The 26,454-nt window shown below is 60.6% G+C and carries 31 protein-coding genes and 1 pseudogene; 16 read left to right on the forward strand and 16 right to left on the reverse strand.

All coding sequences use genetic code 11. The features are described 5' to 3' along the window. The first annotated feature begins 97 nt into the window (after positions 1-97). From ACN0SO_RS16405 to ACN0SO_RS16420, 4 genes are read left to right on the forward strand one after another with little or no spacing between them, the layout of a single operon-like run. On the forward strand, positions 98-1,048 hold the full coding sequence (locus tag ACN0SO_RS16405) for a PDR/VanB family oxidoreductase (protein ID WP_417679644.1): 951 nt from the start codon (positions 98-100) through the stop codon (positions 1,046-1,048). Then, positions 1,038-2,234 (forward strand): Gfo/Idh/MocA family oxidoreductase, encoded by a 1,197-nt coding sequence (locus tag ACN0SO_RS16410; RefSeq protein ID WP_417679646.1) that lies wholly within the window; start codon positions 1,038-1,040, stop codon positions 2,232-2,234. Before ACN0SO_RS16405 ends, ACN0SO_RS16410 begins: the two co-directional genes overlap by 11 nt. Beyond that, positions 2,231-3,223 carry an ABC transporter substrate-binding protein gene (locus tag ACN0SO_RS16415; protein WP_417679648.1) on the forward strand — a complete coding sequence of 331 codons (993 nt, stop codon included), beginning with the start codon at positions 2,231-2,233 and terminating at the stop codon, positions 3,221-3,223. Before ACN0SO_RS16410 ends, ACN0SO_RS16415 begins: the two co-directional genes overlap by 4 nt. 52 nt (positions 3,224-3,275) lie before the next feature. Continuing rightward, positions 3,276-3,704, forward strand: coding sequence for a hypothetical protein (locus ACN0SO_RS16420; RefSeq protein ID WP_417679650.1), 429 nt, complete (start codon positions 3,276-3,278; stop codon positions 3,702-3,704). Here ACN0SO_RS16420 and ACN0SO_RS16425 read toward each other — a convergent pair. The 3 genes from ACN0SO_RS16425 to ACN0SO_RS16435 all read right to left on the reverse strand — a co-directional run bounded on the left by ACN0SO_RS16425 (position 3,685) and on the right by ACN0SO_RS16435 (position 7,389). Continuing rightward, the gene (locus ACN0SO_RS16425) at positions 3,685-4,209 is read right to left on the reverse strand and encodes a MarR family winged helix-turn-helix transcriptional regulator (RefSeq protein ID WP_417679652.1); all 525 of its coding nucleotides are present in this window, start codon (positions 4,207-4,209) and stop codon (positions 3,685-3,687) included. The two genes, ACN0SO_RS16420 and ACN0SO_RS16425, sit on opposite strands and share 20 nt — an antisense overlap. A 154-nt stretch (positions 4,210-4,363) precedes the next feature. Further along, the gene (locus ACN0SO_RS16430) at positions 4,364-6,313 is read right to left on the reverse strand and encodes a TRAP transporter permease (RefSeq protein WP_417679654.1); all 1,950 of its coding nucleotides are present in this window, start codon (positions 6,311-6,313) and stop codon (positions 4,364-4,366) included. Between the two features lie 86 nt (positions 6,314-6,399). After that, a complete protein-coding gene (locus ACN0SO_RS16435; protein WP_417679656.1) occupies positions 6,400-7,389 on the reverse strand; it encodes a TAXI family TRAP transporter solute-binding subunit in 990 nt (329 codons plus the stop codon). 283 nt (positions 7,390-7,672) lie between these two features. Here ACN0SO_RS16435 and ACN0SO_RS16440 point away from each other — a divergent pair, with 283 nt between their 5' ends. Together ACN0SO_RS16440 and ACN0SO_RS16445 are read left to right on the forward strand one after the other, a co-directional pair. Continuing rightward, positions 7,673-8,590 carry an EamA family transporter gene (locus tag ACN0SO_RS16440; RefSeq protein ID WP_417679658.1) on the forward strand — a complete coding sequence of 306 codons (918 nt, stop codon included), beginning with the start codon at positions 7,673-7,675 and terminating at the stop codon, positions 8,588-8,590. 29 nt (positions 8,591-8,619) lie between these two features. Further along, positions 8,620-9,345, forward strand: a complete 726-nt coding sequence (locus ACN0SO_RS16445) for a class II aldolase/adducin family protein (RefSeq protein WP_417679660.1) — start codon at positions 8,620-8,622, stop codon at positions 9,343-9,345. Positions 9,346-9,414: 69 nt separating this feature from the next. Here ACN0SO_RS16445 and ACN0SO_RS16450 read toward each other — a convergent pair whose 3' ends face one another. The 9 genes and pseudogenes from ACN0SO_RS16450 to ACN0SO_RS16490 all read right to left on the reverse strand — a co-directional run bounded on the left by ACN0SO_RS16450 (position 9,415) and on the right by ACN0SO_RS16490 (position 18,061). Then, on the reverse strand, positions 9,415-10,155 hold the full coding sequence (locus tag ACN0SO_RS16450; RefSeq protein ID WP_417679662.1) for an ABC transporter ATP-binding protein: 741 nt from the start codon (positions 10,153-10,155) through the stop codon (positions 9,415-9,417). Then, positions 10,148-11,842, reverse strand: a complete 1,695-nt coding sequence (locus tag ACN0SO_RS16455; protein WP_417679793.1) for an ABC transporter permease subunit — start codon at positions 11,840-11,842, stop codon at positions 10,148-10,150. Before ACN0SO_RS16455 ends, ACN0SO_RS16450 begins: the two co-directional genes overlap by 8 nt. Positions 11,843-11,948: 106 nt before the next feature. Next, positions 11,949-12,779, reverse strand: coding sequence for a branched-chain amino acid ABC transporter permease (locus ACN0SO_RS16460; protein ID WP_417679664.1), 831 nt, complete (start codon positions 12,777-12,779; stop codon positions 11,949-11,951). A 63-nt stretch (positions 12,780-12,842) separates the two neighbouring features. After that, a pseudogene (locus tag ACN0SO_RS16465) lies at positions 12,843-13,999 on the reverse strand (substrate-binding protein). 32 nt (positions 14,000-14,031) lie between these two features. Next, positions 14,032-14,886, reverse strand: coding sequence for a nitrilase family protein (locus tag ACN0SO_RS16470; RefSeq protein ID WP_417679666.1), 855 nt, complete (start codon positions 14,884-14,886; stop codon positions 14,032-14,034). Between the two features lie 189 nt (positions 14,887-15,075). Continuing rightward, a complete protein-coding gene (locus ACN0SO_RS16475) occupies positions 15,076-15,705 on the reverse strand; it encodes an ANTAR domain-containing response regulator (RefSeq protein ID WP_417679668.1) in 630 nt (209 codons plus the stop codon). Next, on the reverse strand, positions 15,705-16,868 hold the full coding sequence (locus tag ACN0SO_RS16480) for a transporter substrate-binding domain-containing protein (protein ID WP_417679670.1): 1,164 nt from the start codon (positions 16,866-16,868) through the stop codon (positions 15,705-15,707). The genes ACN0SO_RS16475 and ACN0SO_RS16480 overlap by 1 nt, the downstream gene beginning before the upstream one ends. A 67-nt stretch (positions 16,869-16,935) precedes the next feature. Continuing rightward, on the reverse strand, positions 16,936-17,751 hold the full coding sequence (locus tag ACN0SO_RS16485) for a formate/nitrite transporter family protein (protein ID WP_417679672.1): 816 nt from the start codon (positions 17,749-17,751) through the stop codon (positions 16,936-16,938). Between the two features lie 52 nt (positions 17,752-17,803). Then, a complete protein-coding gene (locus ACN0SO_RS16490) occupies positions 17,804-18,061 on the reverse strand; it encodes a hypothetical protein (protein ID WP_417679674.1) in 258 nt (85 codons plus the stop codon). A gap of 181 nt (positions 18,062-18,242) precedes the next feature. Between ACN0SO_RS16490 and ACN0SO_RS16495 the strand changes: the two genes are divergently transcribed. The 5 genes from ACN0SO_RS16495 (at position 18,243) to ACN0SO_RS16515 (ending at position 21,156) form a co-directional block, all read left to right on the forward strand. Next, positions 18,243-18,434, forward strand: a complete 192-nt coding sequence (locus ACN0SO_RS16495; protein ID WP_417679676.1) for a PLDc N-terminal domain-containing protein — start codon at positions 18,243-18,245, stop codon at positions 18,432-18,434. 46 nt (positions 18,435-18,480) lie between these two features. Further along, positions 18,481-18,663, forward strand: a complete 183-nt coding sequence (locus tag ACN0SO_RS16500) for a hypothetical protein (protein WP_417679678.1) — start codon at positions 18,481-18,483, stop codon at positions 18,661-18,663. 129 nt (positions 18,664-18,792) lie between these two features. Continuing rightward, positions 18,793-18,990, forward strand: coding sequence for a NepR family anti-sigma factor (locus ACN0SO_RS16505; protein ID WP_417679680.1), 198 nt, complete (start codon positions 18,793-18,795; stop codon positions 18,988-18,990). Beyond that, a complete protein-coding gene (locus ACN0SO_RS16510) occupies positions 18,990-19,568 on the forward strand; it encodes a sigma-70 family RNA polymerase sigma factor (RefSeq protein ID WP_417679682.1) in 579 nt (192 codons plus the stop codon). The genes ACN0SO_RS16505 and ACN0SO_RS16510 overlap by 1 nt, the downstream gene beginning before the upstream one ends. Next, on the forward strand, positions 19,555-21,156 hold the full coding sequence (locus ACN0SO_RS16515) for a sensor histidine kinase (protein WP_417679684.1): 1,602 nt from the start codon (positions 19,555-19,557) through the stop codon (positions 21,154-21,156). The genes ACN0SO_RS16510 and ACN0SO_RS16515 overlap by 14 nt, the downstream gene beginning before the upstream one ends. Before the next feature lie 127 nt (positions 21,157-21,283). Here the strand turns inward: ACN0SO_RS16515 and ACN0SO_RS16520 are convergent, their stop codons facing one another. Beyond that, positions 21,284-21,463 (reverse strand): DUF1328 domain-containing protein, encoded by a 180-nt coding sequence (locus tag ACN0SO_RS16520; RefSeq protein WP_417679686.1) that lies wholly within the window; start codon positions 21,461-21,463, stop codon positions 21,284-21,286. A gap of 432 nt (positions 21,464-21,895) precedes the next feature. On the opposite strand from ACN0SO_RS16520, the gene ACN0SO_RS16525 reads away from it, so the two are divergent. The 4 genes from ACN0SO_RS16525 to ACN0SO_RS16540 all read left to right on the forward strand — a co-directional run bounded on the left by ACN0SO_RS16525 (position 21,896) and on the right by ACN0SO_RS16540 (position 24,238). Next, complete coding sequence (locus ACN0SO_RS16525; protein ID WP_417679688.1) at positions 21,896-22,759, forward strand: PRC-barrel domain-containing protein; 864 nt, start codon at positions 21,896-21,898, stop codon at positions 22,757-22,759. Between the two features lie 150 nt (positions 22,760-22,909). Further along, the gene (locus tag ACN0SO_RS16530) at positions 22,910-23,272 is read left to right on the forward strand and encodes a DUF883 family protein (protein WP_417679690.1); all 363 of its coding nucleotides are present in this window, start codon (positions 22,910-22,912) and stop codon (positions 23,270-23,272) included. A gap of 4 nt (positions 23,273-23,276) precedes the next feature. Continuing rightward, positions 23,277-23,708 (forward strand): hypothetical protein, encoded by a 432-nt coding sequence (locus ACN0SO_RS16535; protein WP_417679692.1) that lies wholly within the window; start codon positions 23,277-23,279, stop codon positions 23,706-23,708. 17 nt (positions 23,709-23,725) lie between these two features. Next, positions 23,726-24,238, forward strand: coding sequence for a Dps family protein (locus ACN0SO_RS16540; protein ID WP_417679694.1), 513 nt, complete (start codon positions 23,726-23,728; stop codon positions 24,236-24,238). Between the two features lie 82 nt (positions 24,239-24,320). On the opposite strand, the gene ACN0SO_RS16545 is transcribed toward ACN0SO_RS16540, so the two are convergent. Together ACN0SO_RS16545 and ACN0SO_RS16550 are read right to left on the reverse strand one after the other, a co-directional pair. Continuing rightward, the gene (locus ACN0SO_RS16545; protein WP_417679696.1) at positions 24,321-24,887 is read right to left on the reverse strand and encodes a sigma-70 family RNA polymerase sigma factor; all 567 of its coding nucleotides are present in this window, start codon (positions 24,885-24,887) and stop codon (positions 24,321-24,323) included. Continuing rightward, positions 24,884-25,057: a NepR family anti-sigma factor gene (locus ACN0SO_RS16550; RefSeq protein WP_417679795.1), complete on the reverse strand. Its 174-nt coding sequence runs from the start codon at positions 25,055-25,057 to the stop codon at positions 24,884-24,886. The genes ACN0SO_RS16545 and ACN0SO_RS16550 overlap by 4 nt, the downstream gene beginning before the upstream one ends. A gap of 194 nt (positions 25,058-25,251) precedes the next feature. Between ACN0SO_RS16550 and ACN0SO_RS16555 the strand changes: the two genes are divergently transcribed. Continuing rightward, on the forward strand, positions 25,252-26,046 hold the full coding sequence (locus ACN0SO_RS16555) for a response regulator (protein WP_417679698.1): 795 nt from the start codon (positions 25,252-25,254) through the stop codon (positions 26,044-26,046). A 104-nt stretch (positions 26,047-26,150) separates the two neighbouring features. Here ACN0SO_RS16555 and ACN0SO_RS16560 read toward each other — a convergent pair whose 3' ends face one another. Further along, a complete protein-coding gene (locus tag ACN0SO_RS16560; RefSeq protein ID WP_417679700.1) occupies positions 26,151-26,348 on the reverse strand; it encodes a CsbD family protein in 198 nt (65 codons plus the stop codon). Positions 26,349-26,454 lie beyond the last annotated feature (106 nt).

Raw genomic sequence — 26,454 nt, forward strand, 5'->3', positions numbered from 1 at the left:
TTCGTCCGTCCAGACGTTGACAGAAAAATATTAGATTTCTAAGTATATTGCCTGAGAACAAGGCGCGAGCCGATTTTTTGGGACGGAAAAGACACTCATGACGACAGAAACCGGGGGAATCCGCACGACCGTGGCGCGGCGGCGGGAGCTGACGCCTGACATCGCGGAGTTCACGCTCGTGGCCGCCGACGGCAGGGCTTTGCCTGACTTTACGCCCGGCGCCCATATCACCGTTCAGACACCCTCGGGCGCCATGCGGCGCTACTCGCTCGTCGGCACCGGGGAGGAGCCGGAATCTTACGTGATCGCGGTAAAGCGTGAGCCGGAGTCGCGCGGCGGATCGCGCTCGATGCATGAGCAGGTCCAGGAGGGAACCGAGCTGACCGTCGAGCCTCCCGAAAACGAGTTTCCGCTGAAAGACGCCCAAAAGTACCTGCTGATTGCCGGCGGCATCGGTATCACGCCGATCTATTCCATGGCGCAAAAGCTCGCGGAGGACGGCAAGGCTTTTTCCATTATCTACTGCACCCGATCGCCCGGGCAGACCGCCTATCGCGAAGAACTGCAGGCGGCCTTTCCCGGCAAGGTCAAGCTGCATCACGACAATGGCGATCCGGCGAAAGCCTATGATTTCTGGGACCATTTTGCCGAGCCTCAGACCATGAACGTCTATTGCTGCGGTCCGAAACCTCTGATGGAGGAGATCAAGGCGGTCTCCGGGCACTGGCCGGAAGGCCGGGTGAATTTCGAGGACTTCAAGCCCGTGGAGGTCGTCCGCGCCGACGATCACGCATTCAAGGTGGAACTGGCCCGCGCCGGCCGGACCGTCACCGTTCCGGCGGACAAGTCGATCCTGGAAGCCCTGCGCGAGAACGGCTTTAAGACGCCGAGCTCCTGCGAGAGCGGTACTTGCGGCACCTGCAAGACGCGTCTGCTGTCAGGCGAGCCCGACCACCGGGACATGGTCCTGATGGACGAGGAAAAGGCCGACACCATCATGATCTGCGTGTCGCGGGCAAAGAGCGGAGATCTGGTCCTTGACCTCTGAGAACGGACCGGTCCGCGTCGGCGTCATCGGGCTGGGCAGGGGCTTCGTCCTCATGCTTCCCGCCTTCCGCAATGACGACCGGGTGCGCCTGGTTGCGGCCTGCGCGCCGCGCGAAGAATCCCGGCAGGCTTTCGTCGATGAATTCGGCGGCAGGGCCTATGACGATCTCGAGGCCTTCTGTGCCGATTCCGATATCGAGGCGATCTATGTGGCGACACCGCATCAGTTGCACCGCGAACATGTGATCGCAGCCGCGAAGGCCGGCAAACACGTGCTGGTCGACAAGCCGCTGACGATTACGCTCCAGGACGGGGTGCGCATGGTGGAGGCCTGCGAAGCGGCGGGCGTACACCTCATCGTCGGGCCGAGCCACAGTTTCGATGCACCGGTTGCGACCGCCAGGCGGCTGATCGAAAGTGGCGAGTTCGGTCAGGCGCGAATGATCCACGCCTTCAACTATACGGATTTCCTTTATCGTCCGCGCCGTCCGGAAGAGCTGCGCACGGACCTCGGTGGCGGCGTGATCTTTTCCCAAGGGGTCCATCAGATCGATATGGTTCGCCTGCTGGCCGGCGGTCGGGGCGACAGCGTCTTCGCCATGACCGGAAAATGGGATCCGGCCCGGCCGACCGAGGGCGCCTATTCCGCGCTGATTTCCTTCGAAAACGGGGTATTCGCCTCGATGACCTATTCAGGCTTCGCCCATTTCGACAGCGATGAATGGATGGGCTGGACCGGCGAACTGGGCAATCGCAAGGACCCGGAAGCTTACGGCGGCGCGCGCAGGGCGCTGGCCGATGTCGCATCGCCGGAAGAAGAGGCGAAGTTGAAATCCACACGGACCTACGGATCCGGCGACATGCCGAAGCCGGCCGCGTCCTACGAGCACTTCGGGCCCATCGTCGTTTCCTGCGACCGGGCCGACCTGCGCCTGACCCCGGAAGGGGTTCAGGTCTATGGCGATACGCAAAAACAATTTGTCCCGGCGCCGGACTTCCGGCATCCGCGGCTGGAGGTCGTCGACGCGCTGGTGTCGGCCGTCAGAAAAAACGTGCCTCCGGCTCAGAACGGCGCATGGGGGCTTGCGAGCCTTGAGGTTTGCCTCGCGATTCTGGAGGCGGCGGAAAGCCGCCAGCCGGTACGGCTGAAATATCAAACGGGTTTGGAGGAGGGTGTTCGCCGATGAGCGATCTCAGACTGTCACTGGCCATGGGCGACTACGATCGGACCCGCGCCATCTATGATGGACGTGTCAAGATCGACGGCGTCGATCCGATCTGCATGCTTCAGTCGCCGGAGGAAATGTTCTTCCGCGCCTTCCGGCACCAGGCATGCGACATCAGCGAGTTGTCCCTGTCGTCCTATTCCATTTCGGTCGCCCGCGGCGAGCCTCATTATATCGCGATCCCGGTGTTCCTGTCGCGCGCGTTCCGGCACACCTCGGGCTACATCCGCACCGATCGCGGCATCGCCAAGCCGACGGACCTGATCGGCCGGCGGATCGGCATTGCCGAATACCAGCTCTCGGCCAATGTCTGGTTCCGCGGCATCCTGGAGGAGGAATACGGGGTCAAGCCCTCGGACATCGAGTGGGTGCGCGGCGGCATGGATTCGCCCGGCCGCCCGGAGAAGATCAAGGTACAGTTGCCCCCGGATATCCGCGTGTCGGAAGCCCCGGAAGGGGCGACGCTCAACCAGATGCTGATCGACGGCGACATCGACGGCTTCGTCGGTCCGCGTTCGCCGCGCTGCTTCGACGAAGGCGTGCCCAATATCGGCCGGCTGTTTCCCGATACCATCGGTGAGGCGGAGAGCTACTACAAAAAGACCAGGATCTTCCCGATCATGCATGTGCTGGGCGTGCGCCGGTCGCTGGCAGACCAGCATCCCTGGCTTCCCGGTGCGCTCTTCAAGGCCTTCACCCAGGCCAAGGCGATCGCCCAGAAGGCCCTGGCCGACACCTCGGCCACCAAGGTCACCATGCCGTTCGTCGAGGACAATCTCGCCCGGGCACGTGCGCTCATGGGGCCGGATATCTGGAGTTACGGCCTCCAGCCGAACGTCAAGACCCTCGACACCTTCCTGGGCTATCACCACGCGCAGGGACTTTCGCCAAGACGCGTTTCGGTGGACGAGCTGTTTCATCCGGCAACGCTCGAAAGCTTCAGCCTGTGAGCGCGGTTGCTCGCGCCCGCCGATGCCTGTTCCGTCGAAGAGGAGCCGAATGATGAAACTGTCTCCGGGAGACATCGTCGAGATCGAGACCGATGGCGGTCTTGCCTACGTCCAGGTCACGCACAACCATGTATCCTATCCGGAGGTCGTGCGGGGTCTGCCCGGGCTGCAGGCGACGCGGCCCGAACTGGCACTTCTGGCGCGGGCTCCGACGGCTTTTACCGCCTTGTTTCCGCTCGGAGGCGCCCTGGAGCAGGGGCGTATAACGGGCAGCAAGGTCGCAAATCATCCTGTACCGGAAACGGACAGAGCCTTCCCGACCTTCAGGATGCCGGTCCGCGGCCGGCAGGGCAACGTAGTCTACTGGTGGCTTTGGGACGGGGAGGGGTTGCGGTTCGAAACCGATCTCGAACCGGCAAACGACAAGCTGCCGATGCGCGAGGTCATGGCCCTCGACAGTTTCATGGCGCGGTTGGGTTGACGTCGGTGGCGGTGTCGCCTTCGATCCGTCCGGTCAGATTGTTCTGAATGGCAGCCAGGAACTCGAGGAACACCGCCCGTTCCCTGTCGGAAAATCCTTCGACGGCGTCGTCGACGACTTCCTTGGCAAGCGGGATCAGCTCATCCCGAAGCGCGCTGCCCTGTTCCGTGAGATAGATATTGATCTTGCGCCGATCGGTTCCGTTCTTCACGCGTCGGACCAGACCCTTTCGCTCCATGGATTTGATCGCGGTCAGGGTGGTCGGTTCCATCGTTCCGACGATATGGGACAATTCGCGCTGCGTCAGGCCATCCTGACGCCAGAGCACCCGCAGGAAATACCACATTCCGATCGTGACGCCGTGGGGCGTAATCTTCTGCTGCAGGTACCGTGTCATCAGACGGTTGGTCGTGCGGATCTGGTAGCCGATGCTCTTTTCGAACGGCAGCAGTTCGTCGTCGTGACCTTCCGGTTCGTTTTGGCTCCCGGTCTTCGGATCAGTCATAGGAACCTTTTTCAGTAATGTGTTGCGACTGCTTTTCCTTTCATTTGTCAGGGGGCAGGTCAAGCGCGCCTTTGGTTCCGCCAGCCAAGGGACAAAAAATGGCGCCCCTGCGCCGACCGGGGCGCAGGGGCGGTTTTCTGTCTTGGGCGGAAGTCTAGCGGTCTTTCTCTGCCGATCCGAGCACAGTCCTTGCCGCCACCGCTGCCGTTGCTGTCTGTTCGCCGGATGCGTTGACATAGCGGTGCCACGCATAAGCGGCCACAAGACACGCCACAGCGATTGCGCTGACCAGATAGCCGCCGAACAGAATCATTGTCCCGCCGGCGAAGAACAGCAGCCTCGGGATCCGTGTCACGGCCGCATCGAGATAGCCTTCGACTGCGACAGCGATGAAGACGAGCCCGACGATGGCATTCGCGATCGCGAAGCCGATCTCCCAGACCGACCCTTCGAGCAGCAGCGCCGGGTTCGAGATGAAGGCGAAGGGGATCAGGAAGGCTCCGATCGCGATCTTCACCGATTGGGCGGCAATCGCGAGCGGGTTCTCGTCCGCGATCGCACTGGCCGCATAGGCCGCCACCGCGACCGGTGGCGTCAGCGCGGACATGACCGCGAAATACAGGATGAACAGATGGCCGGCCATCTGATCGATCCCCAGGCTGTGCATCACCGGTGAAATCAGCACCGCCGCCAGGATGTAGGCGCTGGGCGTCGGCATGCCCATGCCCAGCAGTGTGGTCAGAAGGGCGGCGATCACCAGGGAAAAAAGGATGTTGGTTCCCGAGATCAGGAAAACCACCGTCGAGAACTTCGACGCCAGTCCCGTCATGGTGATGCCTCCGATCACCAGGCCGGCTGCCGCGCAGGCACCGGCGACCGCGACCATCCGGATGCTGGTTTCCGACAGGATGTCGTAGAGGGCGAATGGTGACAGCCGGGTGGACTTGCGGAACATGGAGACCACCAGGACGGCGGTGACACCATAGACGGCGCTGTAGGTCGGGGTGTAGCCGTCAAGCAGCGCCCAACTGATGACGATCAGCGGGATGAAGAACAGGCCGCCCTCGCGGAAGATCTCTTTCAGAGACGGGATCTGCGACCGGTCGACGCCGGCAAGGCCTTCCTTCTTGGCGCGCAAATGGACCTGGACGTAAATCGGCAGGTAGTAAAGCAGCGCCGGAATGACGGCCGCGATAGCGATGTCGACATAATCGATGCCGGTGTATTCGGCCATGATGAAGGCGGCTGCGCCCATGACCGGCGGCAACAGGCTGCCACCGGTGGAAGACGCGACTTCGACGGCCGCGGCGAAGGTGCCGCGGTATCCCATTTTCTTCATCATCGGGATGGTCACGCTTCCCGTCGTCACCACGTCGGAAGTCGGGCTTCCCGAAATCGTGCCGTAAAGGCCGGAGGAGATGACGGCGATTTTTGCCGGGCCGCCCGGGGTCTGACCTGTCAGATAGGCTGCCAGATCGTAGAAGAACTGCGCGCCGCCCGCCTTGGACAGGGCCGTGCCGAACAGCACGAACAGGAAGGCGTAGGTCGCCGCAACTCTCAGCGGCACGCCGAACAGGCCGTCGGTCGTGAACACGGTGATGTCGAGGAAGTGCTCGTAGGAGATTTCCCCGTGACCGAGTACGCCGCCGAGCCGGTCGCCGAAAAGATTATAGGCCAGGAACACGATCACGATTGCTGTCAGACCCATCCCGACGGTTCTTCGCACTGCTTCGATGGCGAGGAACAGGATGATCGAGGCAAAGGCGACGTCATAGGTGCTGAGCGGATCGAGAAGCGTGATCCGTTGGGCGATCATGTCCGCCTGGGACACGAAATAGGCTCCCGTCAGGATCGACAGACCGGCGAACAGCCAGTCGGGAAGGGAGACGCGCTTTTTGTCGGAGTCCGGTGACGGACCGATCAGCAGGAAGGTCAGGACCAGCATCAGCGCGAAAAACGTCATGATCAGTGTCAGAGCATCTTCGCGCGAAAAGGCGGCTGCATAGATCACCCATGCTGAGGTTGCCGCGGCATAGGCCTTGATGATTTTCCCGAGCCAGCCGTCAGGTCTGCGCCGCGCTCCGGTGCTAAAAAAGAAATTCAACACTGACTTTGACCGTCCTTGTTTGATGTCACAGCGCATGAAGGCGCGGGTGCCGCCCGCGCCTTCCGTTTGAACCTGAAATCAGGTCACTGACCGGCGTTCTTGTAGATTTCAACGGCTGCCGGGTGATATGGAACGGCCTTTGCTGCGGACATCAGCTTCACGTCGAGCGGAGCCATCGCCTTGTGCACGCCCTGGAGTTCGGCGGAATTGTCGGTCAGCGCCTTGGTGATATCCGCCACCAATTTCTCATCCGCATCCTTGCGCACGAACAGCTGGGCCGACACCGTGACGGTCAGCGTATCCTCGTCGTTCCAGTCATAGGCAGACGCCGGAATGATAAACGGCTGGATATCCCATTCGTCGACCACCTTCTTGGCGGTTTCATCCGTGATCGGCAGCAGAACCACGTCGATCGCGGAGGCCAGTTCGCGGATGGAACTGTGATTGACGAACAGGGAGTTGATCAGGATGTCGGCGCGCCGGTCACGCATCAGGTCGCCCTGTTCGCTGGAAGCGGCATATTGCACATCCCCGCCCCAGGACTTCACGTTTTCCGGGGTCGCGCCGATCGCGTTGAGCATGGATTCGCCGATGGCGCTCACGATGTTGCCGCGACGGTTGAGCACGATCTGCGCGGGCAGCTTTTGCGTGGCGATGTCCTCGAGCTTCGTCAGCCCGTGTTCCTTGGCGTAGCCGGCATTGACGATCACCTGCATCGGCGCCCAGGTGTAGAGCTGCGCGATTGTCGACATGCTGTCGATCGGCGCCTTGAACGGCGGACGGCCGGTGATGGCGGCCTTGGCTTCCGCGTCGTGGATGATCGCCAGGTCGCACTTCTTCTGGTCGAGAAGGGCGACATTGGCCAGTCCGCCGCCGGACGTCTGATAGGTGATGGTGGAGCCGGGGAACGACTTCTTGACCGCGGCATCGATGCCGGCGCCGAGAAGGCTCCACAGGCCGCCCGGGCTCGCACCGCAAAGCGTAAGGTTATAGGTCTGTGCCGTCGCTGCAGATGTGGCGCCGAGCACGAGCATTGTCGCGGCCGCCAGGCCGCGTGCAAATGAAGATCGCATTGATTTCCTCCCAATTAAGCAATGTTTAGATTGCTAATCTAATAACCATATGGCCTGTGAAAGGCCGTTGTCAATTCGATATTTTCGTTTGAAACAAGGGCTGTTGGAACCCTCGACACGAGGGGGAAACTGGGTTAGTGAAATTTTCCTTAGTATTCTAATGATAAATGGAGAGGGCAGACCCTGCGGTTGCCGAAGGCAAGCAAGCCGGGTTTTCGCCGATCGAACCGGCTTCGGGGAGTGACATGAAGATAGCGGGTTGCCTAACGTCGGTTGTCTGCCCTTGACCGGAGAAATCCTCGCTCTTTTTTCTGCGCTGGCTTTCAGTTTCGCCAGCGTCGCCATCGCCCGGGGTGCCCGGTCGGGCAGTGGCGAAAGCGGCGTCTTTCTGTCGGCGGTGATGACCGCCGCACTGTCCGTAGTCGCCTGGTCGGTGTCTGACCAGTCGTTCGGCCCGGCAGGAAATCAGGGTCCGCTGTGGATAGCTGCCGGCTGGTTCGCCATTTCCGGACTGCTGGCGACGATTGGCGGCCGGACGACCCTGTTCAAGTCGATCGAATATGCAGGTGTGGTTCGGGCGTCGACGACGCGCCGGCTGATGCCTTTTCTGGCGCTGTTGCTGGCCTGGGTGATTCTGGGCGAAGGGATTTCCACATGGGCCGGGGCTGGCATGGGCTTGATCGCAGCAAGTTTTGTCTTCCTCTATATGGAAAATCGCCGGGCCATCAGTTCCTCTGCCGATGCCGGTCTCGACAGTGCGGGTATTTCGCGCGGACTGGCTTTCGGTATCCTGTCGGCAGCCCTATATGCCGCCAGCTTCATCGCCCGGAAATTGGGTCTCGAAGACGTTCCCAACCCATTCTTCGGCGCCCTCGTCGGGTCGCTCGTCGCATTGCTGCATTATGCCGGCGGATGCATTGTGAGCAATCGCTTCCGGCTGCTGGTGTGGCGGTCCTTTTCGAGGCCGGATCCCTGGCAGCTTCTGGCCGCTTTCTGCATGTCGGTCGGCCAGATTTCCCAGTTCGCGGCCTTTTTACGTACGGATGTAAGCCGCGTCGCCTTCATCAATTCGGTCGAAGTTTATCTGTCGGCCGCTCTCGCCGTTCTGGTTTTCAAAACGGAAACCCTGCCATCCAGGCCGATTCTGGCCGCAATGGCCCTTGCGACCGGCGGCGTCGTCCTGATTGCCGCAGGTGCCTGACCCCAATGCCAAATACCCAAGGAGGAAACATGACCGATCAGAGACTTGTCGAGAACGCGATCCGCGACCTCGTTCTGGCCAACCGCATTCTCGCGCGTGAGGACGTCATCGACGATTTCGGCCACGTCAGTGTGCGCCATCCCACCAACCCGGACCGTTTCCTGCTGTCGCGTTCGCGCAGCCCCGAGGTGGTCACCCGCGACGACATCATGGAGTTCGAACTCGACGGAACCCTGGTCTCCGACGACAACCGTCGTCCCTACGCCGAGCGCTTCATCCACGGCGCGATCTATATGGCGCGGCCCGACGTCAATTCCGTCTCTCATCACCATGCGCGCTCGGTCATTCCGTTCTCCGTCACCGATACGCCGCTCCGCCCGGTGTTCCACATGGCTTCGGTCATGGGTACGGACATTCCGGTATGGGACAGCCAGCCGGAATTCGGCGACACCAACATGCTGGTCGACAGCCTGGATATGGGCCATTCCCTGGCCAAGACGCTTGGAAACGGCCGCGCGGCCCTGCTGCGCGGACACGGCGCCATCTGTGCCGCTCCCGACCTCAAGGCGATCTGCATGATCTCCATCTATATGAAGGATAATGCCGAGCTGATCCTCAAGACCTTGCCGCTCGGTGAGCCGAAATACCTGGCGCCCGGCGAAATCGAAAAGGCGGGGTCGATGCTCCTGAGCGACATGCCGCTGGCACGCGCCTGGGACTACTGGACGGCCCGCGCCGGGTTTTCGGGCATCTAACGCCTGTCCGGACGGGAAAGGCCAAAACGCTTTTGATACCGGCGCGAAACGGCTCCGTTCCGCACCGGTTCAGATCTTCAGATGTTCGAGGATCCGCGCCCGCGTTCCGTCCTCGATCGCGCCCGCATCGTCGATGCTGCCGCGTTTGAGGACGGCCCAGTGGTCCGCCAGCCCGAGGGCAAAATCGAGGTTCTGCTCCACCAGCAGGATTGTGGTGCCTTGCTCGTCCCGTTCCTGCTTCAGGGCAGACGAGATGCGTTGAACGACGCTCGGCTGCAGCCCTTCGGAGATTTCATCGATCAGAAGCAGGCTTGGCCGCAGCATCAGAGCCCGGGCGAGGATGAACATCTTCTGTTCGCCGCCCGACAGGGTTCCCGCTTTCTGGTTTCGTCGTTCCGCCAGGAACGGGAAGTAGGAAAAGGCCCGCTCGAAGCCGTCCTTCATGTCCCGGTCCGACTTCAGCGCCAGACGCAGATTGTCGCGAATGCTGAGATCCTGAAACAGCGGCTGCTCCTGCGGCGCATACCCGATGCCGCCGGCAATGAGACGCGCGGGTCCGATACCGGTGACCGGCACCCCATCAAGCTCGATACTTCCCCGACGGGTCGGAACCAGTCCGAGGATCGTCTTCAGGAGGGTCGTCTTGCCCATGCCGTTCTTGCCCATCAGGGCGAATATCTCGGCGGAGCGGATGGAGAAGGAAACATCCTGCAGGACGTCGATGGCGCCGTAACCGCTCGAGAGGCCCTTGAGCTCCAGTTTCGTTACCGTCGCAGGTGAGGTTTCGAATGATGCAGAAGCCTCAGTCATGCCCGCCTCCCGAATAGATTTCCTTCACGGTCTGCGAATGGACCACGTCTTCCACGCTGCCGTCGAGGACCAGCTTGCCCTGGTGCAGGACGACGATGCGGCTGGAGATGTCGCGGACGAATTCCAGGTCATGTTCCACCAGGATCGCCGCAAGCCCCAGGTCGCCCGTCAGCCGCTGCAGGACAGTGCCGATGGTTGTGCGCTCGGTCTTGGTCAGCCCGGCCGTCGGCTCGTCGAGGAGAATGAGCCTGGGTTCAAGAGCAACCACCATGGCCAGTTCAAGCGCCTGCTTCTGGCCGTGCGACAGCAGCGACACTTTTCGACCCATGAGGGAGGACAGGCCGGTCAGGGACAGGATTTCCACTGCAGGTTCCGGCAGGGCGAGGTCCGGAGAGCGACCGTGCCAGTTCAGGCGATCCAGCGAGGCGCGTGCCATGCGCAGGCATTCCGCCACGGTCAGGCTGTCGAACACGCTGGCCACCTGGAACTTGCGCCCGACGCCGAGCGCGACGATCCGGTTGGGAACAAGACCTGCAATTTCCTGTCCGGCCACTGAAATATGTCCCTCGATCGGCTCCCGGCCATCGCTGAGACACCGCATCAGCGTTGTCTTGCCGGCCCCGTTCGGACCGACGAGGCTCACCAGTTCGCCAGGGCGGATTTCGACGTCGATCCCCTGCAGAACCACCTGGCTGCCGTAGGACTTCTTCAGACCTTCGATTTTCAGAAGCGGTGGCACTCCGGAGGTATCGGTCTTGAGACTGGTGCCCGGAAGCGCCTTCAGTTGAGGGGCGTCCGAATGATCGTCCTCGCCACCCCGCATGCGGGAAAAGGCAGCCGTTGCGATGGCGGCAAGCCCGTTGGGCAGGAAAATGATCATCACGACGAAGAGGGCGCCGATGACCAACTGGTACAGGAACGGCAGCTGGCCGGACAGATTGGCGCTGAGGAAGTCGATGCCGACGGTTCCAATGATGGGGCCGATGATCGTTCCTCGTCCGCCGAGCGCGGTCCAGACCACGAGTTCTGTGCCGAAGACGAAACCGGTGTTCTCGGGCGCCACGACGCCGGAAGCGTTGGCGAACAGGAAACCGGCAAGACCGGCGACGCCCGCCAGCGCGGCTGTCAGCAGGATGCGGATCTTCTGGGTGTTCAGGCCCAGATAGGCGCAGCGGGTGTCGTTGTCGCGAATGGCGATGAGGATCTTGCCCGCATCGGAGCGCACGAAAATCCAGGCGGCAACGGCGGCCGCCACAAGACACAGTCCACTGAGCCGGAAGAAGCCGGAAAGTCCGAAGGGAAGTCCCCAATAGCCGACGAGGCCGCTGCTCGACCCCGTCCAGGTACCGCCGGAATAAACCAATTGCGTGATGACGATGGGGACAACCAGCGAGATCACTGTCGCATAGAGCGGTGTCGAGCCGTAATAGAACGACAACCAGCCCACCAGCAGTCCGAGCAGGACCGGAACAACGATGGCCAGTGCGAAGGAAAGGGCGATCAGGGCAGGGGATCCGCCGATATGGGAGAGGACCATGGCCGAGGCATAGGCGCCGACGCCGAAGAACGCCGCCTGGCCGAAGGTGAGGATGCCGGTGTAGCCCCACAGGAGATCGACCGTGATGGCCAGGAGGGCGTAGATCATGGAGCGCGTCAGGACGTTCAGGCTGAAGCGGTCCAGAAACATCGGTCCGAAAACCACCAGAAGAAAGGCAACGATTGCCAGGCCGGCGAGAAGGTAGCTGCGGATCACCAGAGGGCGGCGCAGGCGCGGGGCGGCAACGGTGTTTGCGTCAGGCACGGGCGAAACCTTTCGGACTGATGCGCAGCACCAGTGCGGACAGAACCGCAACGGTGATGCCGCCGAGAATAGGGCTGATGTAGGTGCTCACGATGACCTGGGCACCGCCGAAAACGAGACAGGCGACAGCGAGCGCTCCAAAGGACGACCCGGCGACCATGACCAGCATGAAGGCGCCGATCAGCCAGGCGACCCCCATCGTGGGATCGACGCTCGTCAGCGGGGTCAGCAGCACACCGGCGAGTGCCGCCAGTCCGGTGCCGATGATGAAGGTTGCCAGCCGAACCTTGTCCGTATCGATGCCGAGACCCTTGGCGAGCATTTCATTCATGATGACGGCCTGCGCCGTAAGGCCGAGCCGGGTGCCTTCCAGCAGAAAGGCGAAGCCGAGGCCGATGACGATGGCGGCGCCAAGAGCGAACAGCCGGTAGAGGGAGTAGCTGATGCCGAAGATATCGACCGTTCCACCCACAAGGCCGGGGGTGAACTGTACGTCCCGCCCGAACCAGAGCGTGATCAGCTGTCCGATCACGATGCCAAGGCCCCAGGTCGCCAGGATGGCATCGAGCGGCCTCTGGTAAAGGGGGCGGACGATGAAATGCTCGGTGATACCCCCGAGAAAACCACCGACGACGAAGGCAAGCGGGAGAGCGAACCACGGATTGAGCCCGAGGCCAGCAGTTACGACGGCGCAATAGGCGCCGATGGTCAGCCAGGCGCCATGAGCGAAGTTGATGATCTTCAACACGCCGAAAATCGCGAGGAGACCGGCGGAAACGATGAATAGCACGGCCGCGGTGGTGACGATGTCCAGTATCAGCATGACGCCGTTCTCCGGTTGGGGCGGCGGGAGACAGGATACCCGTCTCCCGCCGGTGTTATCGGTTTAGAGGTTCGGGCACTGTTCGCCCGGGTCGACGTTTTCGAAGGTGTTGACCACGGAAACAGACCCGTCCGCCTGGACCTGGCCGAGATACATGTTGAGCGGCGCGTGATGCTGCTTGTTCATGGTGATCGTTCCGCGCGGGCCGGTAAAGGACACTTCGCCTAATGCGGCCAGAACGGCGTCCGGATCGGTGGAGCCTGCCTTTTCGACGGCGGCCTTGTAGAGGTAGACACCTTCATATTCCGGTACGGACAGGTCGTTCGGGGTCCGCAGGTCTTCGCCGAATTTCGCCTTCATGGCCTCCAGGAACGCCTTGTTTTCCGGGCTGTCGATGCCGGTGACATAGGAGGCGGAAATGTAGATGCCGGTGGCATCGGCGCCCATGGTCTTGGCCGTGCCTTCATCAACGGCAAGGTTGCCGTAGGGAAGATCGACACCTGCGCCGCGCAGCTGCTTGGTCAGCGTCACGTTCGGCGCACCGCCGGCGGTGGAGGTAATCAGCGCGTCCGCACCCGAGCTCTTCAGGTTGGAAATGATCGCGGTCCAGTCACTGCCATCCATGGGCAGGTATTCCTCGCCGACGACCTTGCCGCCCTTTTCCTCGATGTATTTGCGGGCAAACTCGAGCATGCCGCGGCCGAAGGCGTAGTCGCTGCCGACCAGGAAGAAGTTCTTTGCTCCGTCCTTGGTCATGAACTGGTCGACAACCGGCGGAACCTGCTGTTCCGGCACCCAGGCATTCACATAGAGGTAGGGGCTGCAGGACCGGCCTTCATAGAAGGAGGTATAGATGTAAGGCACGCCGCCCCGGGTGACGATGGGCAGGCCGGCGTTGCGGGCCGCACTGGTTTCCATGGAGATGATCACGTCGACCTCGTGCTGGTAGACCAGCGAGTCGAAGGCTTTCTGGGCGCCTGCGGCACCCGAGGCGTCATCGGCGATTTCCAGGGCGACCGGCCGGCCGAGGATGCGCCCGTCGCGTTGATTTCCTCCACGGCGAGTTCGGCGGCCTGGACGACCGAGGGCGCCACCACGGAGTTTGCACCGGAGAGGCCGACGGGCACGCCAATCTTGATCGGATCGCCATCCTGGGCCTGTGCCACAGTGGCAAGGGCCACCAGGGCCGTTGCCGTTGCCAATGTCTTGATCAGTTTCATGCTGTTTCCTTTCGTTTACTGGAAGGCGGCATTTATTTGCCGATTATTGGGTTGCCGTAGACGTCCGGTCGCCGGTCGCCAATGATGTTGTTGTGTTCGTTCAGAGCCCGGCTGGTCTGGATTTTCGAGAGATCGATCTCGGCGATCAGAGTTTCCTCCCGGTCCTTGGAGGCCGGACCCGCGAGCGCCCAGCCTTTGGGGCCGATGATGAGGCTCTGGCCGATGAAAGGCTGGCCCCGCTCGATGCCCACGCGATCCGCGCAGGCAATGAAGAAGCCGTTCGAATGGGCCGCCGCTCTGTGCAGGGTGTTCGACATGGCCTCGGTGCCGTCCGGCTGCGCCGGCATGGGCACCCAGTTGGTCGGAATGCACACCAGTTCTGCGCCGGCAAGCGCCAGCGAACGGAAGAGCTCGGGGAACCAGCCATCGTAGCAGATCGCAAGTCCGATCTTGCCGAGCGCGGTGTCGAACACCGGCAGGCCGAGATTGCCGGGATCGAAGATCGGATTTTCCATGTCCCACAGATGCAGCTTGCGATAGCGGCCGATATATCCGTCCGGTCCGCAGAAGATCGCCGAATTGTAGAAGGCGTCTCCCTCCTTTTCTGCCAGCCCCGAGACGATATAAATGCCGAGTTCTTTTGCGAGTTCGATAAGGACCTGCGCCGAGCGCCCTTCGGGGATCGGCTGGGCGAGAGAGGCGAGCTCCTGCCGGTCTGCAAAGACATAGCCGCTGTCCGCCAGCTCCGGGAGGACGACAACCGAGGCCCCGGCCGCGCAGGCTTCCCGCGTGTGCTTTTCCATTGCCTGCAAATTGTCTTCGATACGCCCGATGGCGGGTTCGAACTGGATGCAAGCGAGCTTGAAGGGCTCCCGCTGTACTTTCAAAACAGTCTCCAAAACGCAAAAAGCCCCTGGTTCGGACGTTAATCCGAAAACCAAGGGCTGAACCTAGCCGTGATGTAAGAGCGGCACCCCTGCCGCACGAGCTTTCCAGCTCTGAGAGAAAGGCTCACACAGTCCGATGCCTATCGTCAAGGCAAAAAAAGATGGCGGCTAATATTTGGTCAGTCCGACCTATTTTTGAGGCACCGAGCTGAGTGTCAGGTTGCTTCCGCCCAGTATTTCGTGAGCGGATACAATGGTTTGCGCTACCTGTGTCATGGGCAGTCGACGAGCCGTCGCCTGTTCCCGCAGGCGCTGATAGGCGATGTCTTCGTCCAGTTCGTTCATCCGCATCAGAAGTTTGACCGCCTTGTCGACCAGACGTCGACCTTTCAGGGTTTCCTCCAGTTTGCTCACTTTCGCTGTCAGGCGTTTTTCAAACCCGTGCCGGTATCGGGCCAGGGCAAACTGGTTGAGAACACCGGCAAGCCGCAGCGGCTTGCTCAGGACACCGTGGGCGTTCAGGTCGACGATGGCCTTCAGCGACGTCGGGCTCTCGTAAGTCACGATTGCGATGATCGCCGGATCGCGCCCGTCAAGAACTGTCGCAATCTGTTCGAAGGGAATGTCCTCGACCTGAATGAAAATCGTATCCACATCCGGAGGCAATGCCGCGGGCAGGGGCCAGACGGCACTTACGGTGCAACCGAGGCGCTTGAGATGATCGACCAGTGTCTGGCGATCCTCGTCTGGCGTATGGATGACAAGGGCGCGGGCGCTGCGCAGATCGGCCAGTATTCTTTGGGCTCCGCCTTTCTTCATCACGCGCTCATCCAGGTTTCTTCAAAGCGGGTCATGACGAGATAGGGATCGGGGCGCACAGGGCTGGACGCCTGCCACTCGATGTCGAACAGGCCGTCCTTGCGCGCAACGCCGAGGCGCGGGGTCAGAAAGACATGGCGGGTTTCCCCATCGAACGAGACCGTGTCACCGGGGCCGACGAGCTTCTCGCTCAAGACCGCTTTCGAGATCTTGGCGGGATCCGTTGTGCCGGTGCGGGCAAGGGCCTGGGCGAACAGCAGGACCTGGATATAGGCAGGCTGGGACCAGATGCTGGTCGTCGCATCAGGGCCGAAGTGCTGTCGGAATGCCGAGACGAACCGCTTGTTGGGTTCGTCCTGCAGGGTGTGGAAGTAAGTTGCAGCAAGGATATGCCCGTCGCATTTATCGGCGCCGATCACCCCGATTTCCGTTTCTGCCATGGTCAGGCTGGCGATGGGTTGGCGATGTCGATCGAAGCCGGCAGCGTCATAAAGGGTATAAAAATTGCGGGCGGCGCGTCCGATCATCGTTGAGAACACCGCGTCCGGTTCGACCCGCCGGATATCCTCCACCAGGTCGGAAAGGCTTCTCGAGTCGGCATCGAGCGGCAAATAGGTCTCTGAGACGACCTCTCCGCCCTTGGCCTCGATCAGGTCGCGCATCACCCGGTTGGATTCGCGCGGATAGATATAGTCCGATCCCACGAAATAGATCTTTTTGCCGTGGGTCTGCAGCAGGTAGTCGGCAAGCGCGAACGTGTTCTGATTGAGGGTCGCCCCGGTGTAGAGCACGTTCTCGGAATACTCGAAGCCCTCATACATGGACGGGTAGAAGAGAAGTCCGTTGTGGCGCTCGATGATCGGCAAAACGGCCTTGCGGCTGGCGGACATGGAGCAGCCGAAAATGACGTTGACTTCCTCTTCCGCCAGCAGGTCGCGGGCCATGCGACGGTATGTGGCGCTGTCCGCTTGCGGGTCGTAGATCACAGCTTCGATCGGACGGCCTTCGACGCCGCCGGCAGCATTGATCTCCTCGATCGCCAGCAGGGTGCCCCGCAAATGCTCCGTCTCGGTAATCTCCGTCACGCCGCTTCTGGAAAAAAGGACGCCAACGCGCCATGGATGGTTGTTTTGATGTTGTGTCACGACCGGATGAAGCTCCATTTTGCCATGCACAATAGCACCATTCCGGGACAGGCGGCAAAACCGGTGCGTACCCTGAGTTCATACCCTAGATCTCTTCTCTGACCTGGGCATAGGTAAGAGCCGCGAAGATCCCGGTTCCGCCGACCACGTTTCCGGCCAAGGCCGGAAGAATGCCGCCGAAGACCGCGGGCCCCAAGCCGATTTCGCCATGGGCGACAAGTATGAAGAGTTCCGTTGATCCGGCCACCACGTGGGACATGCCGCCGACACCGATGACATAAGTCACGATGATGATGATCAACACTTCCCCGGCGCTTTCCATACGGGGAAGGATCCAGACCAGGGCCGCAATGAGAAACCCGGCGGGAATTCCCCATAGAAAGTGGTTCAGCGCATCCGCCTTTGCATAATGGCGCGACACTTCGAGGATTCCCTCGAACTGGGCATCCGGTATGATGCCGGCGAAGGCCAGCACGGCAGCCGCAGCGGCACACCCCACAAGGTTTGCCGCAAAGACCGTGCCCCAGAGCCTGCCGATCCGGGCCAGCGATTCGATGGACGGGTTCAGAAACAGCGGCAGGATCGGGGTGATCGTGTTCTCGGTAAAAAGCTGCATGCGCCCGAGGATCACGATCAGAAATCCGACCGTGTATCCCAGATTTGAAATGGCGGGCGTCCAGTCTGCGTGCGGCAGAACCGCGACCAGGAACCCCTTGCTCAGAACCGATGTGCTGATCGCAAGTCCGGCAGCGATACCGGACCACCACAGGGCGCTGATGGGGCGGGCGAGTTCATGCTCGCCCTCGCGCCGGATAACCTCGAAAATGACCGACGTCGGGACGTCCTCGAATTCGTCGGCAATTTCCATTTCCTGATGGCTGAGCCTGACTTCGTCGCTCATTGCCCCGGATCCGCGGGGTTTTCCGTTCGGAACGGGCTCCCCCGGGCGCACGTCAGGCTCCCGAGACATTGGCTTCCAGGTGTCGAATTGCCTTTTGTACGTCGTCCAACATGGTCTGTTCACCACCGGTCATGGGTGCTTCCGAACCCGCACGGACAAGGGCACGTTCGTCCTGTTCCCAGCGGCGCAGCAGTATGAGGCGATCGTACTTCGTCAACTCCAGCGCGTCCAGAACGTCTGCCGGTGTGGTGAAATGAGCGCGCGGGTCCTTCAGGATCTCATCATAGGAAACGTTTGACAGATTCGGCATGAATGGCTCCTTTGGGCTTGTTTCCATAGGTAACGGTCATCGGATCAAATGGTTCCGTACCCTAGACCTGTCGCAGCATTCTTTGGCCCATCAGGGAACCAATTCAGCAATCGCGCGTTGATGATGCGAACGCCGGTTCTGCCGGCACCTTTATCAGCAACCAGCCGAAAGGAATTGGAACATGGGTGTTGAGTTTGGTGGCCTTCTGGGCCTCGTGGTTCTCATTCTCGATGTTTATGCCATCGTGAAAATCGTCGGCTCCGGATCTTCGACCGGGAGCAAAGTGCTGTGGGTTGTGCTGATCCTGGTGCTGCCGGTCCTGGGCTTCCTGCTGTGGCTGTTTGCCGGCCCGTCAAAGCCGTCCCTCGCCTGATACGGCCCTCCTTCGTTCGATATCAACGGATGAAAAATATCAACGGATGAAAAAGCCGGACGGCGCCGGGGAAATGCCCGTGTGCCGTCCGGATCCGCAACGGGCCTCCGGACACAGGCCCATGATCGTGAAAAAAAATCGTCAATTCGATGGAACCAAATCCATTCTGCTGCGTTTTGACGATAGCAGACAGCTTCGCAAGACCGGTTTTACGCGCTTCGAAATCTGATCCTCAATCGGTGAAGCAGACCATGCGGGAGTACCGGACATATGAGGCCCCATCGATCTGAATACGAATGCCGGCGCAGGAAACAAGAGCCGGCCACATGACGCGCTGTAGAAAAAGGAAACGCCAACAATGGCTGATATGACCGAGACAGATGTCCGGACGGGAAAGCGAAAAAGCTCCGATGACGAAGTGCATTCCCACATCGGCAGCCGGCTGAAGGCTTACTACGACCGGGTCCTGACCGAGCCCGTACCGGACCGTTTTGAAAACCTGCTGCGACAGTTGGATGCACAAAGCGCTTCCCAAAATGGACAGGAGCAAGGCTAATGGCCACCATGTCAGTGGAGATTCGCGACGAGGTTGTGGCTTGCATTCCGAGCCTGCGAGCCTTTGCCGCCTCTTTGGTGGGTGTCGGCGACCGCGCCGACGATCTTGTCCAGGAAGCGCTGGTGAAGGCCTGGGCCAATATCGGGTCGTTCAAGCAAGGCACCAACATGAAGGCCTGGCTGTTCACCATCCTGCGCAACACATTCTATTCGGCCTACCGGAAAGGAAAGCGAGAGGTTCAGGATGTGGACGGTCAGTATTCGAATGCTCTGGCCGTACATCCGGCCCAGATGGGTCATCTCGATTTCGAGGATTTCCGCATGGCGCTCGACGAACTGCCGGAAGACCAGCGTGAAGCGGTGGTCCTGGTCTGTGCCTCCGGCTTTTCCTATGAGGAAGCCGCTGAAATCTGTGACTGCGCGATCGGCACGATGAAAAGCCGGGTGAACCGTGCCAGAAACAGGCTGTCGGAGATCCTAGGAGTGACTTCCGCGGACGAGTTCGGTCCCGACCACACCGTTAATGCAGCCCTGACGTCGTCCTCATTACCAGCGGTCAAGTTAAGTGCCATGGACTAAGCTCCCTCCGACGAGCACCCGGCTCGATCGTCGGCTCTTCGGTTATGTGGCGGCGGCACTCGTGCCGCTCGCCGCTTTGGCGTTTCTGTTTTCCTATTCCGACCATTTGCGAAGGGCGGCCGAAGAACCTTCCCAATTCATCGATTACGCCCGTCTGATCGGCCAGTCGAGCGCGAAGATCATGGCACGGACCGAAGGCTACGCCGCGGCTCTGGCCGCTCGCCCCGAGTCCGCCTTCGGAGACTGCATTGCCCTTTTTGAAGAGGTGCATCAGGAGCTGCGCCCTTCGATCGAATTGAGCGTCTCGGCTGGCGACCGGCCTCTGTGCTCGGTGGCGTTGCGCCGCAACGTGCCGGTGCTGAAGCAGCAAGGCAGCGGCCAAAACCGGAGTGATTCCGTCCTCCCCGTATCGCGCAGCAACAAGGCAACCGGCATCCGTGTCGAGATAGGCCTGACACCCGAAGCCCTGCTGAGTGCGCCGATCGCGGCGACCGTTTCCAGTGACATCGGTTTCGCCCTGCTCGACGAAGACGGCAAGATCATTGCCTCGCATACCGTTGACATTCAGGAAAAAGAGGCTTTCCTCGAATTCGTTCGCGGTCTGGATCTCGAAAGCCATCCCAATCAGGCATTTTTCGAAAAGGACGGGAACTGGCTGATCGCAGCTGTGACACTGCCCGGTGCAAATTTCCGGGTGCTGACTGGAACGCGGCCCACGGAGAGGTTACTCGAACCCTGGCTCAGCATCGCCAAGGCTCTTCTGCCGCCACTCATTCTGCTCGCCGTCGTCTTCGTTGTTCTGCGTTTCGGCATCCAGCGGTTCCTGCTCCGCTATCTGAGGCATATTTACGTGACTTTCCGCAGATATGGTTCCGGTGAAACGAGTGCGCGTGTCGGGCCGCTCGAAAAAGCGCCGCCGGAGATCAACATCCTCGGTCTGACCTTCGACATGATGGCCGACCAGATCGATCACAGGACGCATGATCTGGAAGCTTCGCTCGCAGAACAGCAGCGTCTGACCCGTGAGCTGCACCATCGCATCAAGAACACCCTGCAGATGATCGCCAGCCTGCTCGCCATGCAGCGGCGGGATGCGCCCCTCCCGCATGAACAGGCCGTCTTGCGTGTTGCGCTGGAGAGGGTGTTGTCGATCTCGGCCGCATACCGCATTTCCTACGCCACGAACGAAGGAACGGGCGTTGCCGTAGAGGCGCTGGTGCGGGAAGTGGTGGAGACCCTGCGCGAGCCGGCGATGGTATCGAGAAATGCGGTGCGGATCCACGTGGACGGGGATTCGGAAACGACCATCGACCTGGACCGCGCCATCCCGCTCTCCTTCATCCTGGCCGAATTGCTGCCGCACCGGTTCGACCGACTGCAGCCCGGGGAGGCGATCGACATTCATATCGGTGGGGGAAAATCCATTCTCATCCGGATTTCAGGCGGCGACGCTGACGAAGCCGTCCTGGACGAGGCGGATGGCAATACGATGTTGCGGTCGCGCCTGGTGCGGGCCTATCTCGGCCAGCTGGCGGCAACCTGTGTGAACGAAGACATGGTCACGCGGCTAGAAATCCCCAATTCCTGACAGCCGGATGTGGAGCCTTTCCCGGCGTCCCGGATTGCTCCAAGCAAGAAAAACGCCGCAGCGCGGGGGGGCGCTGCGGCGTTTTTGGCGTCGGTTTCAGGGAGGAGGGAAACTCAACGCATCGGGATCAGGAAACCGGCGGACGGCGGCCGGTAATCAGGCCGTAGACCAGCGAGATCGCGAAGAGGATGATCGCCACGAAGAAGACCAACTTTGCGAGACTCACCGCGGTTCCGGCAATGCCGCCGAAGCCCAGGACTGCGGCAATCAGGGCGACGATCAGGAAGGTAATGGCCCAACCGAACATGTTCTCACTCCTTTCAGCATCATCCCGGATCGCAGGGCAAAAGCCTGGACGGGGCGGGACGACGGGTTCCACGTACGGAAGCCGAACATCTTTTGTTCAAGGCAAGGCCGGCTTCCAGGGTGTCAGCGCAACAGGCGCTGTCCCATGATCAACGCCGCCGATCGGATTTGGTTCGAGTGGCGGAGCAATTTTTTAATTTCGATGCCTGGTGCAGAAAAAAGCGGGCGTCGCAATACCGCTCATTTCCGGGATCAACTCCTTAGAATCGCGGGCTGAAATTTCGTCGGCAATTCAGAAAAACAAAAAAAATCCGGAACCATTCTTAAGCGCACCGGTTGTTCTGGTGTCACCGGGCCACGCCATGCAGGCCGTTTACCAGACCTCCTGCGCGGCGCGGCCAATATGCCAATCTGACAATCGGGAGATCATATCATGATCCGCACGTTGCTTACTACGACCGCTCTTGCCGCCGCACTGACGACTGGCGCTTTCGCGGCCGAAACCATGACCAAGTCCGAGAGCCAGATGGGCGCGAACGGCAACGGCGTTTCCGTGTTCACCAAGTCCCCGGACGCAAAGCCGATGGAAAGCATCGACGGTTACTTTGCCGCTTCCCACAGCCAGATCCTGGCTACGTCCCTGATCGGCAAGATGCTTTATAACGGCACCGGCGAAAACGCCGAGAGCATCGGCGACGTTAACGACCTCGTTCTGTCGCCGAACGGCGAAGCGGAAGCCGTGGTCGTGGGTGTCGGCGGGTTCCTCGGCATCGGCGAAAAGGATGTTGCCGTCGATTTCGAACGCGTCACATGGGCCGAGCGAGACGGTACCCGCTGGCTGACCACCAACGCCACCAGGGAAGACCTGGAAAACGCGCCGGCTTTCGACCGATCGATGTTCGAGGTTGAGGACGAGACCACCGGTCTCGACATCAACACCGTGACCGACGAAATCAAGGAAATGGCGGCCGTATCGAAGAAGGCTGACGAAGGTCAGTCCATGACCCAGGCCAAGGTCGCCAATGCGGACGACCTGATCGGCGCCGCGGTGATCGGATACCAGGATGAGGAACTTGGCGAAGTCAGTGACGTGGTCGTGTCCGACAACGGCATGGTCAAGTCCTACATCATCGACGTGGGCGGCTTCCTCGGTATCGGCGAAAAGCCGGTCGCCCTTGACGCGGAGAACCTCGACATTCGGAAGAGCGCCGAAGGCGAGCTGCACATCTATACAGACTATACGTCGAAGCAGCTCGAAGCGATGCCGGAATATTCCGGCACGGCGGACCAAAGCTAACCGCTGACCGTTCTAGGGCCGGATTCTCGCGCCCTGACCGACAGGAGAACGCCGGTTGATGCCGGCGTTTTCTCTTTCCAATTCAATTAATTGAGGAACCAAACGGGCCCCGGCGCGTTGTTCCAATGTGTAATCAAGGAGAGTATTCCCATGGCTACCAGAGCAAAAACTGCTTCCGCTGCCAATGACTCGGCTGATGCTGATGCCGGCACCGCCCAGGATGCAGAAGCCATCGAACAGAACATCGAACGCCTGCGCGGCGACATCGCTGCATTGGCCCAGTCGATAACCCAATATGGAGCGGGCAAGACCGGTGAGGTCAAGATGCGGGCGAGCAAGGCCGGAAGAGACCTGGCGAAAACGTCCCAGGAAACACTCGATGGCTTGAGCGAGGAACTTTCCGGACTGGAAGAGGCGATCTCGACGCGGGTCCGCGAAAAACCGCTTCAGTCGCTCGGGATTGCTGCCGGCGTCGGTTTCCTGATCGCCGCCATCTGGTCGTCGCGGCGCTGATGCCATGTATCGGCTGATACCGCTGCTGACATCCGTGCTGTCCACGGATGTCAGCCGAGCTGTCCGGCGAGCAAAACGCAACGCTCTTGTCTACGCACTCGCAGGCCTGCTGCTGGTAACCGCCTATGTTTCGGCACTGGTCGGTGGCGGCCTTTATCTTGCGGCAAGTGTCGGTGCGGTCAACGCCGCCTTTCTGATTGCGGCTGTTCAGGTGGCTGTTGCCGCCCTACTCATCGCCATTGTCGCGGTATTCGACCGGATCGAGCGCCGCCGGGCACAGCGTCGCGACAGTGGGCGCGCACTGGCCACAGCAGCGGCAGTGTCGGCCTTGCCGACGCTGATGAAGTCGAAAGGTGCGCTGACTTTTACTCTTATCGGCGGTCTGGCCCTGCTGGCAGTCATGCGAAGCGGAGGCCGTGAGACCAACGCCAATTGACGAAGGAGTGACTAAACATGTCCGGTATTTCTGCTGTTCTCAACGTTGAAGCCCATGACGAAAATCTCGACATCGGTTTGGACGACAAATACCTCACGAAGATCTCTGCCGAATTGTCCGAAATTCTGGCAGGGACCTACCGGCTGACGATCAAGAGCCATCTCTACCACTGGAATGTGGTCGGGCCGCTGTTCAAGTCGCTGCACGAGCTGACTGAGGAGCATTACGACGCGCTGTTTGCCGCAACCGATATCATCGCGGAACGTATCCGCGCGCTCGGTCACCTGGCTCCTGTCCGGCTTGGCGATGCGGCCACGTTCGCGCCACAGGTTTCGGAAGTGAAAAACACCTCGGCTATCGACATGATCGAGGATCTGATCGCGGATCACAGCGACGCGGTGAAGACCATGCGCAAGGCCGCCAAAATGGCTGGCGATGCAGGCGATGCTGTCACCGAGGATATGCTGACAGCGCGTCTCGACTTCCATGAAAAGGCGCTGTGGATGTTGCGGGCGATTTCCGCCGACTAACCGAATGACGACTGGCTTCAGGGCCGGCCGGAATCTTCAGCAGGGCGCGACGCCGGATCTGCCGGCGTCGCGCCTTCTTTCGTCAAACGGACTTCGCTCCTGTTCCGCCTGCATGAAAGGTCGTGTCCGGTCCGAAATCGTCGTCCTCCCCGAGGGACAGGAGGTCGCGCAAGCTGGCGCGGGCCCGGTTGACCCGGCTCTTCAAGGTGCCGACCGCGCATCCGCAAATGGTTGCGGCTTCCTCGTAGGAAAAACCGGAGGCGCCGACGAGGATGATCGCTTCGCGGTGGTCGGAGGGAAGGGCTTCGAGCGCGCGGCCAAAATCCTTCAGATCGAGCGCGGCATGCTGACCCGGATGCACCGCGAGCCGCGCGGAGTGTTCCCCATCGCTGTCCTGGATTTCCCGGCGACGCATTCGCAATTCGCTGTAGAAGTCGTTGCGAAGAATCCGGAACAGCCAGGCTTTCATGTTGGTGCCGGGGGTGAAGCTCTCCTGATTGGACCAGGCCTTGAGGATGGTGTTCTGCAGGAGATCGTCCGCCTGGTCGTGCCGTCCGCACAAGGAGACGGCAAAGGCACGCAACGCCGGCAACTGTGCCAGCAGATCCCGTTTGAAATCCGGTAAGGCGCCGTCGCCCGCGCCGGTCATTCCCGACCCGCTTCCCCGACGTCTTTTTCGGCTTTCTTCTCGGCTTCGTCGAGCTTTTCCAGGAGATCGAGAAACCGGTCGGGAATCCCTTCATCCTCGACGGCATCGTAATATTCACGCAGTTTTAGCGTAATTGTTTCCTGGGCCTTCTGGAAGGAACCCGAGGTCATCCGGGCGTGTGATGGCCGGCCTGCCGGTTTTTTCGATCCGTTCATGGAGAAAACGCCTAATCCTTTGTGACAGGCCAATACATCGCCCATCAATATCGGTCATGGAGAAAAAAAGTTCAAACGGATGGAACTTTTCTTTTTCTCGTTCGTTTCCCTGTTGTTGAATGCCCAACCGGGCAAGCAAGGAGCCACATATGTCACTTTCTACCCGCGTTGCGCCACATCTGCCTTTTCTGCGTCGGTACGCCAGGGCGGTTACCGGAACGCAAAAGTCCGGTGATGCCTATGTCGCAGCCGCGCTCGAGACGCTGATTGCGGATGTCGGCAGCTTTCCGGAGACCAGCAGCGACCGTGTCTCCATCTATAAACTGTTTGCATCCCTCTACGGTTCCACACAAATCGATGTTCCCGAGAGCGAGTCGCCCTATGCTTGGGAAAAGCGGGCGAGCGCCAACCTCGCCATACTGTCGTCGCCGGCCCGCCAGGCTTTTCTCCTGACGTCGGTCGAAGGCTTTTCCCATGCGGAAACCGCGGAAATCCTCTCCGTTTCCACGGACAGGATCGATGATTTTGTGCAAGAGGCCGTGGAAGGCATTTCCCGCCAGATCGCGACCGACATCCTGATCATCGAGGACGAGCCGCTGATCGCGATGGACATCGAGCATATCGTCCAGGAACTGGGCCACCGGGTGACGGGCATTGCCCGGACCCATAAGGAGGCTGTCGAACTCTTCAACCGGACCCAGCCGAAGATGGTCCTGGCTGATATTCAGCTCGCAGACGGCAGTTCCGGCATCGACGCGGTCAAGGACATTCTCCAGGCCAACGACATTCCGGTCATCTTCATCACCGCGTTCCCCGAACGTCTTCTGACCGGCGAACGCCCGGAGCCGACGTTCCTGATCACCAAGCCGTTCAACCCGGAAATGGTGAAAGCCCTGATCAGTCAGGCCCTGTTCTTCGATCAGATGGTCGATGCTGCCGCTTAGGTTTCTGCGATTGAGATGACGGAGAATCAAGAGACCCGCACCGCCCTTTAAAAGGCAGGCGCGGGTCTCTTCGTTTCAGTCCGTATGGAACGGATCCGGGAGGGTTAGTGACGGGTCAGCCAGTCGTCGATCTCACGCTCGACATCTTCCTGCGCCGTTCCGTAGCGCTCCTGGATTTTTCCGGCGAGCTGCTTGCGGTTGCCGGCGATGACATCGAGATCGTCTCCGGTGAGCTTGCCCCATTTCTCCTGGACCTTGCCCTTGACGTTTTCCCAGTTGCCTTCAACCTGATTCCAATTCATGGCTTTCTCCTGTCTTTTGGTAGGAACACAGGCGTGCTCCTGTTTTTGAAACGCCTTAGCAGCGCAAAAGTTCCATCTTTCCTGGCAAACGATGAGGGAATTCGGA

It is taken from the genome of Roseibium sp., assembly GCF_048260565.1.
Lineage (GTDB): Bacteria > Pseudomonadota > Alphaproteobacteria > Rhizobiales > Stappiaceae > Roseibium.

What these genes read in the sequence shown, in the direction of transcription:
- ACN0SO_RS16525 (WP_417679688.1), top strand. Translation starts at nt 21,896, where the DNA reads ATGATCCGCACGTTGCTTACTACGACCGCTCTTGCCGCCGCACTGACG.
- ACN0SO_RS16435 (WP_417679656.1), bottom strand. Translation starts at nt 7,389, where the DNA reads ATGCGATCTTCATTTGCACGCGGCCTGGCGGCCGCGACAATGCTCGTG.
- ACN0SO_RS16560 (WP_417679700.1), bottom strand. Translation starts at nt 26,348, where the DNA reads ATGAATTGGAATCAGGTTGAAGGCAACTGGGAAAACGTCAAGGGCAAG.
- ACN0SO_RS16495 (WP_417679676.1), top strand. Translation starts at nt 18,243, where the DNA reads ATGGGTGTTGAGTTTGGTGGCCTTCTGGGCCTCGTGGTTCTCATTCTC.
- ACN0SO_RS16535 (WP_417679692.1), top strand. Translation starts at nt 23,277, where the DNA reads ATGTATCGGCTGATACCGCTGCTGACATCCGTGCTGTCCACGGATGTC.
- ACN0SO_RS16460 (WP_417679664.1), bottom strand. Translation starts at nt 12,779, where the DNA reads ATGCTGATACTGGACATCGTCACCACCGCGGCCGTGCTATTCATCGTT.
- ACN0SO_RS16475 (WP_417679668.1), bottom strand. Translation starts at nt 15,705, where the DNA reads ATGAAGAAAGGCGGAGCCCAAAGAATACTGGCCGATCTGCGCAGCGCC.
- ACN0SO_RS16420 (WP_417679650.1), top strand. Translation starts at nt 3,276, where the DNA reads ATGAAACTGTCTCCGGGAGACATCGTCGAGATCGAGACCGATGGCGGT.
- ACN0SO_RS16540 (WP_417679694.1), top strand. Translation starts at nt 23,726, where the DNA reads ATGTCCGGTATTTCTGCTGTTCTCAACGTTGAAGCCCATGACGAAAAT.
- ACN0SO_RS16555 (WP_417679698.1), top strand. Translation starts at nt 25,252, where the DNA reads ATGTCACTTTCTACCCGCGTTGCGCCACATCTGCCTTTTCTGCGTCGG.
- ACN0SO_RS16455 (WP_417679793.1), bottom strand. Translation starts at nt 11,842, where the DNA reads ATGTTTCTGGACCGCTTCAGCCTGAACGTCCTGACGCGCTCCATGATC.
- ACN0SO_RS16510 (WP_417679682.1), top strand. Translation starts at nt 18,990, where the DNA reads ATGGCCACCATGTCAGTGGAGATTCGCGACGAGGTTGTGGCTTGCATT.
- ACN0SO_RS16485 (WP_417679672.1), bottom strand. Translation starts at nt 17,751, where the DNA reads ATGAGCGACGAAGTCAGGCTCAGCCATCAGGAAATGGAAATTGCCGAC.
- ACN0SO_RS16450 (WP_417679662.1), bottom strand. Translation starts at nt 10,155, where the DNA reads ATGACTGAGGCTTCTGCATCATTCGAAACCTCACCTGCGACGGTAACG.
- ACN0SO_RS16415 (WP_417679648.1), top strand. Translation starts at nt 2,231, where the DNA reads ATGAGCGATCTCAGACTGTCACTGGCCATGGGCGACTACGATCGGACC.
- ACN0SO_RS16425 (WP_417679652.1), bottom strand. Translation starts at nt 4,209, where the DNA reads ATGACTGATCCGAAGACCGGGAGCCAAAACGAACCGGAAGGTCACGAC.
- ACN0SO_RS16520 (WP_417679686.1), bottom strand. Translation starts at nt 21,463, where the DNA reads ATGTTCGGTTGGGCCATTACCTTCCTGATCGTCGCCCTGATTGCCGCA.
- ACN0SO_RS16500 (WP_417679678.1), top strand. Translation starts at nt 18,481, where the DNA reads ATGAAAAAGCCGGACGGCGCCGGGGAAATGCCCGTGTGCCGTCCGGAT.
- ACN0SO_RS16405 (WP_417679644.1), top strand. Translation starts at nt 98, where the DNA reads ATGACGACAGAAACCGGGGGAATCCGCACGACCGTGGCGCGGCGGCGG.
- ACN0SO_RS16530 (WP_417679690.1), top strand. Translation starts at nt 22,910, where the DNA reads ATGGCTACCAGAGCAAAAACTGCTTCCGCTGCCAATGACTCGGCTGAT.
- ACN0SO_RS16445 (WP_417679660.1), top strand. Translation starts at nt 8,620, where the DNA reads ATGACCGATCAGAGACTTGTCGAGAACGCGATCCGCGACCTCGTTCTG.
- ACN0SO_RS16550 (WP_417679795.1), bottom strand. Translation starts at nt 25,057, where the DNA reads ATGACCTCGGGTTCCTTCCAGAAGGCCCAGGAAACAATTACGCTAAAA.
- ACN0SO_RS16545 (WP_417679696.1), bottom strand. Translation starts at nt 24,887, where the DNA reads ATGACCGGCGCGGGCGACGGCGCCTTACCGGATTTCAAACGGGATCTG.
- ACN0SO_RS16505 (WP_417679680.1), top strand. Translation starts at nt 18,793, where the DNA reads ATGGCTGATATGACCGAGACAGATGTCCGGACGGGAAAGCGAAAAAGC.
- ACN0SO_RS16480 (WP_417679670.1), bottom strand. Translation starts at nt 16,868, where the DNA reads ATGGAGCTTCATCCGGTCGTGACACAACATCAAAACAACCATCCATGG.
- ACN0SO_RS16490 (WP_417679674.1), bottom strand. Translation starts at nt 18,061, where the DNA reads ATGCCGAATCTGTCAAACGTTTCCTATGATGAGATCCTGAAGGACCCG.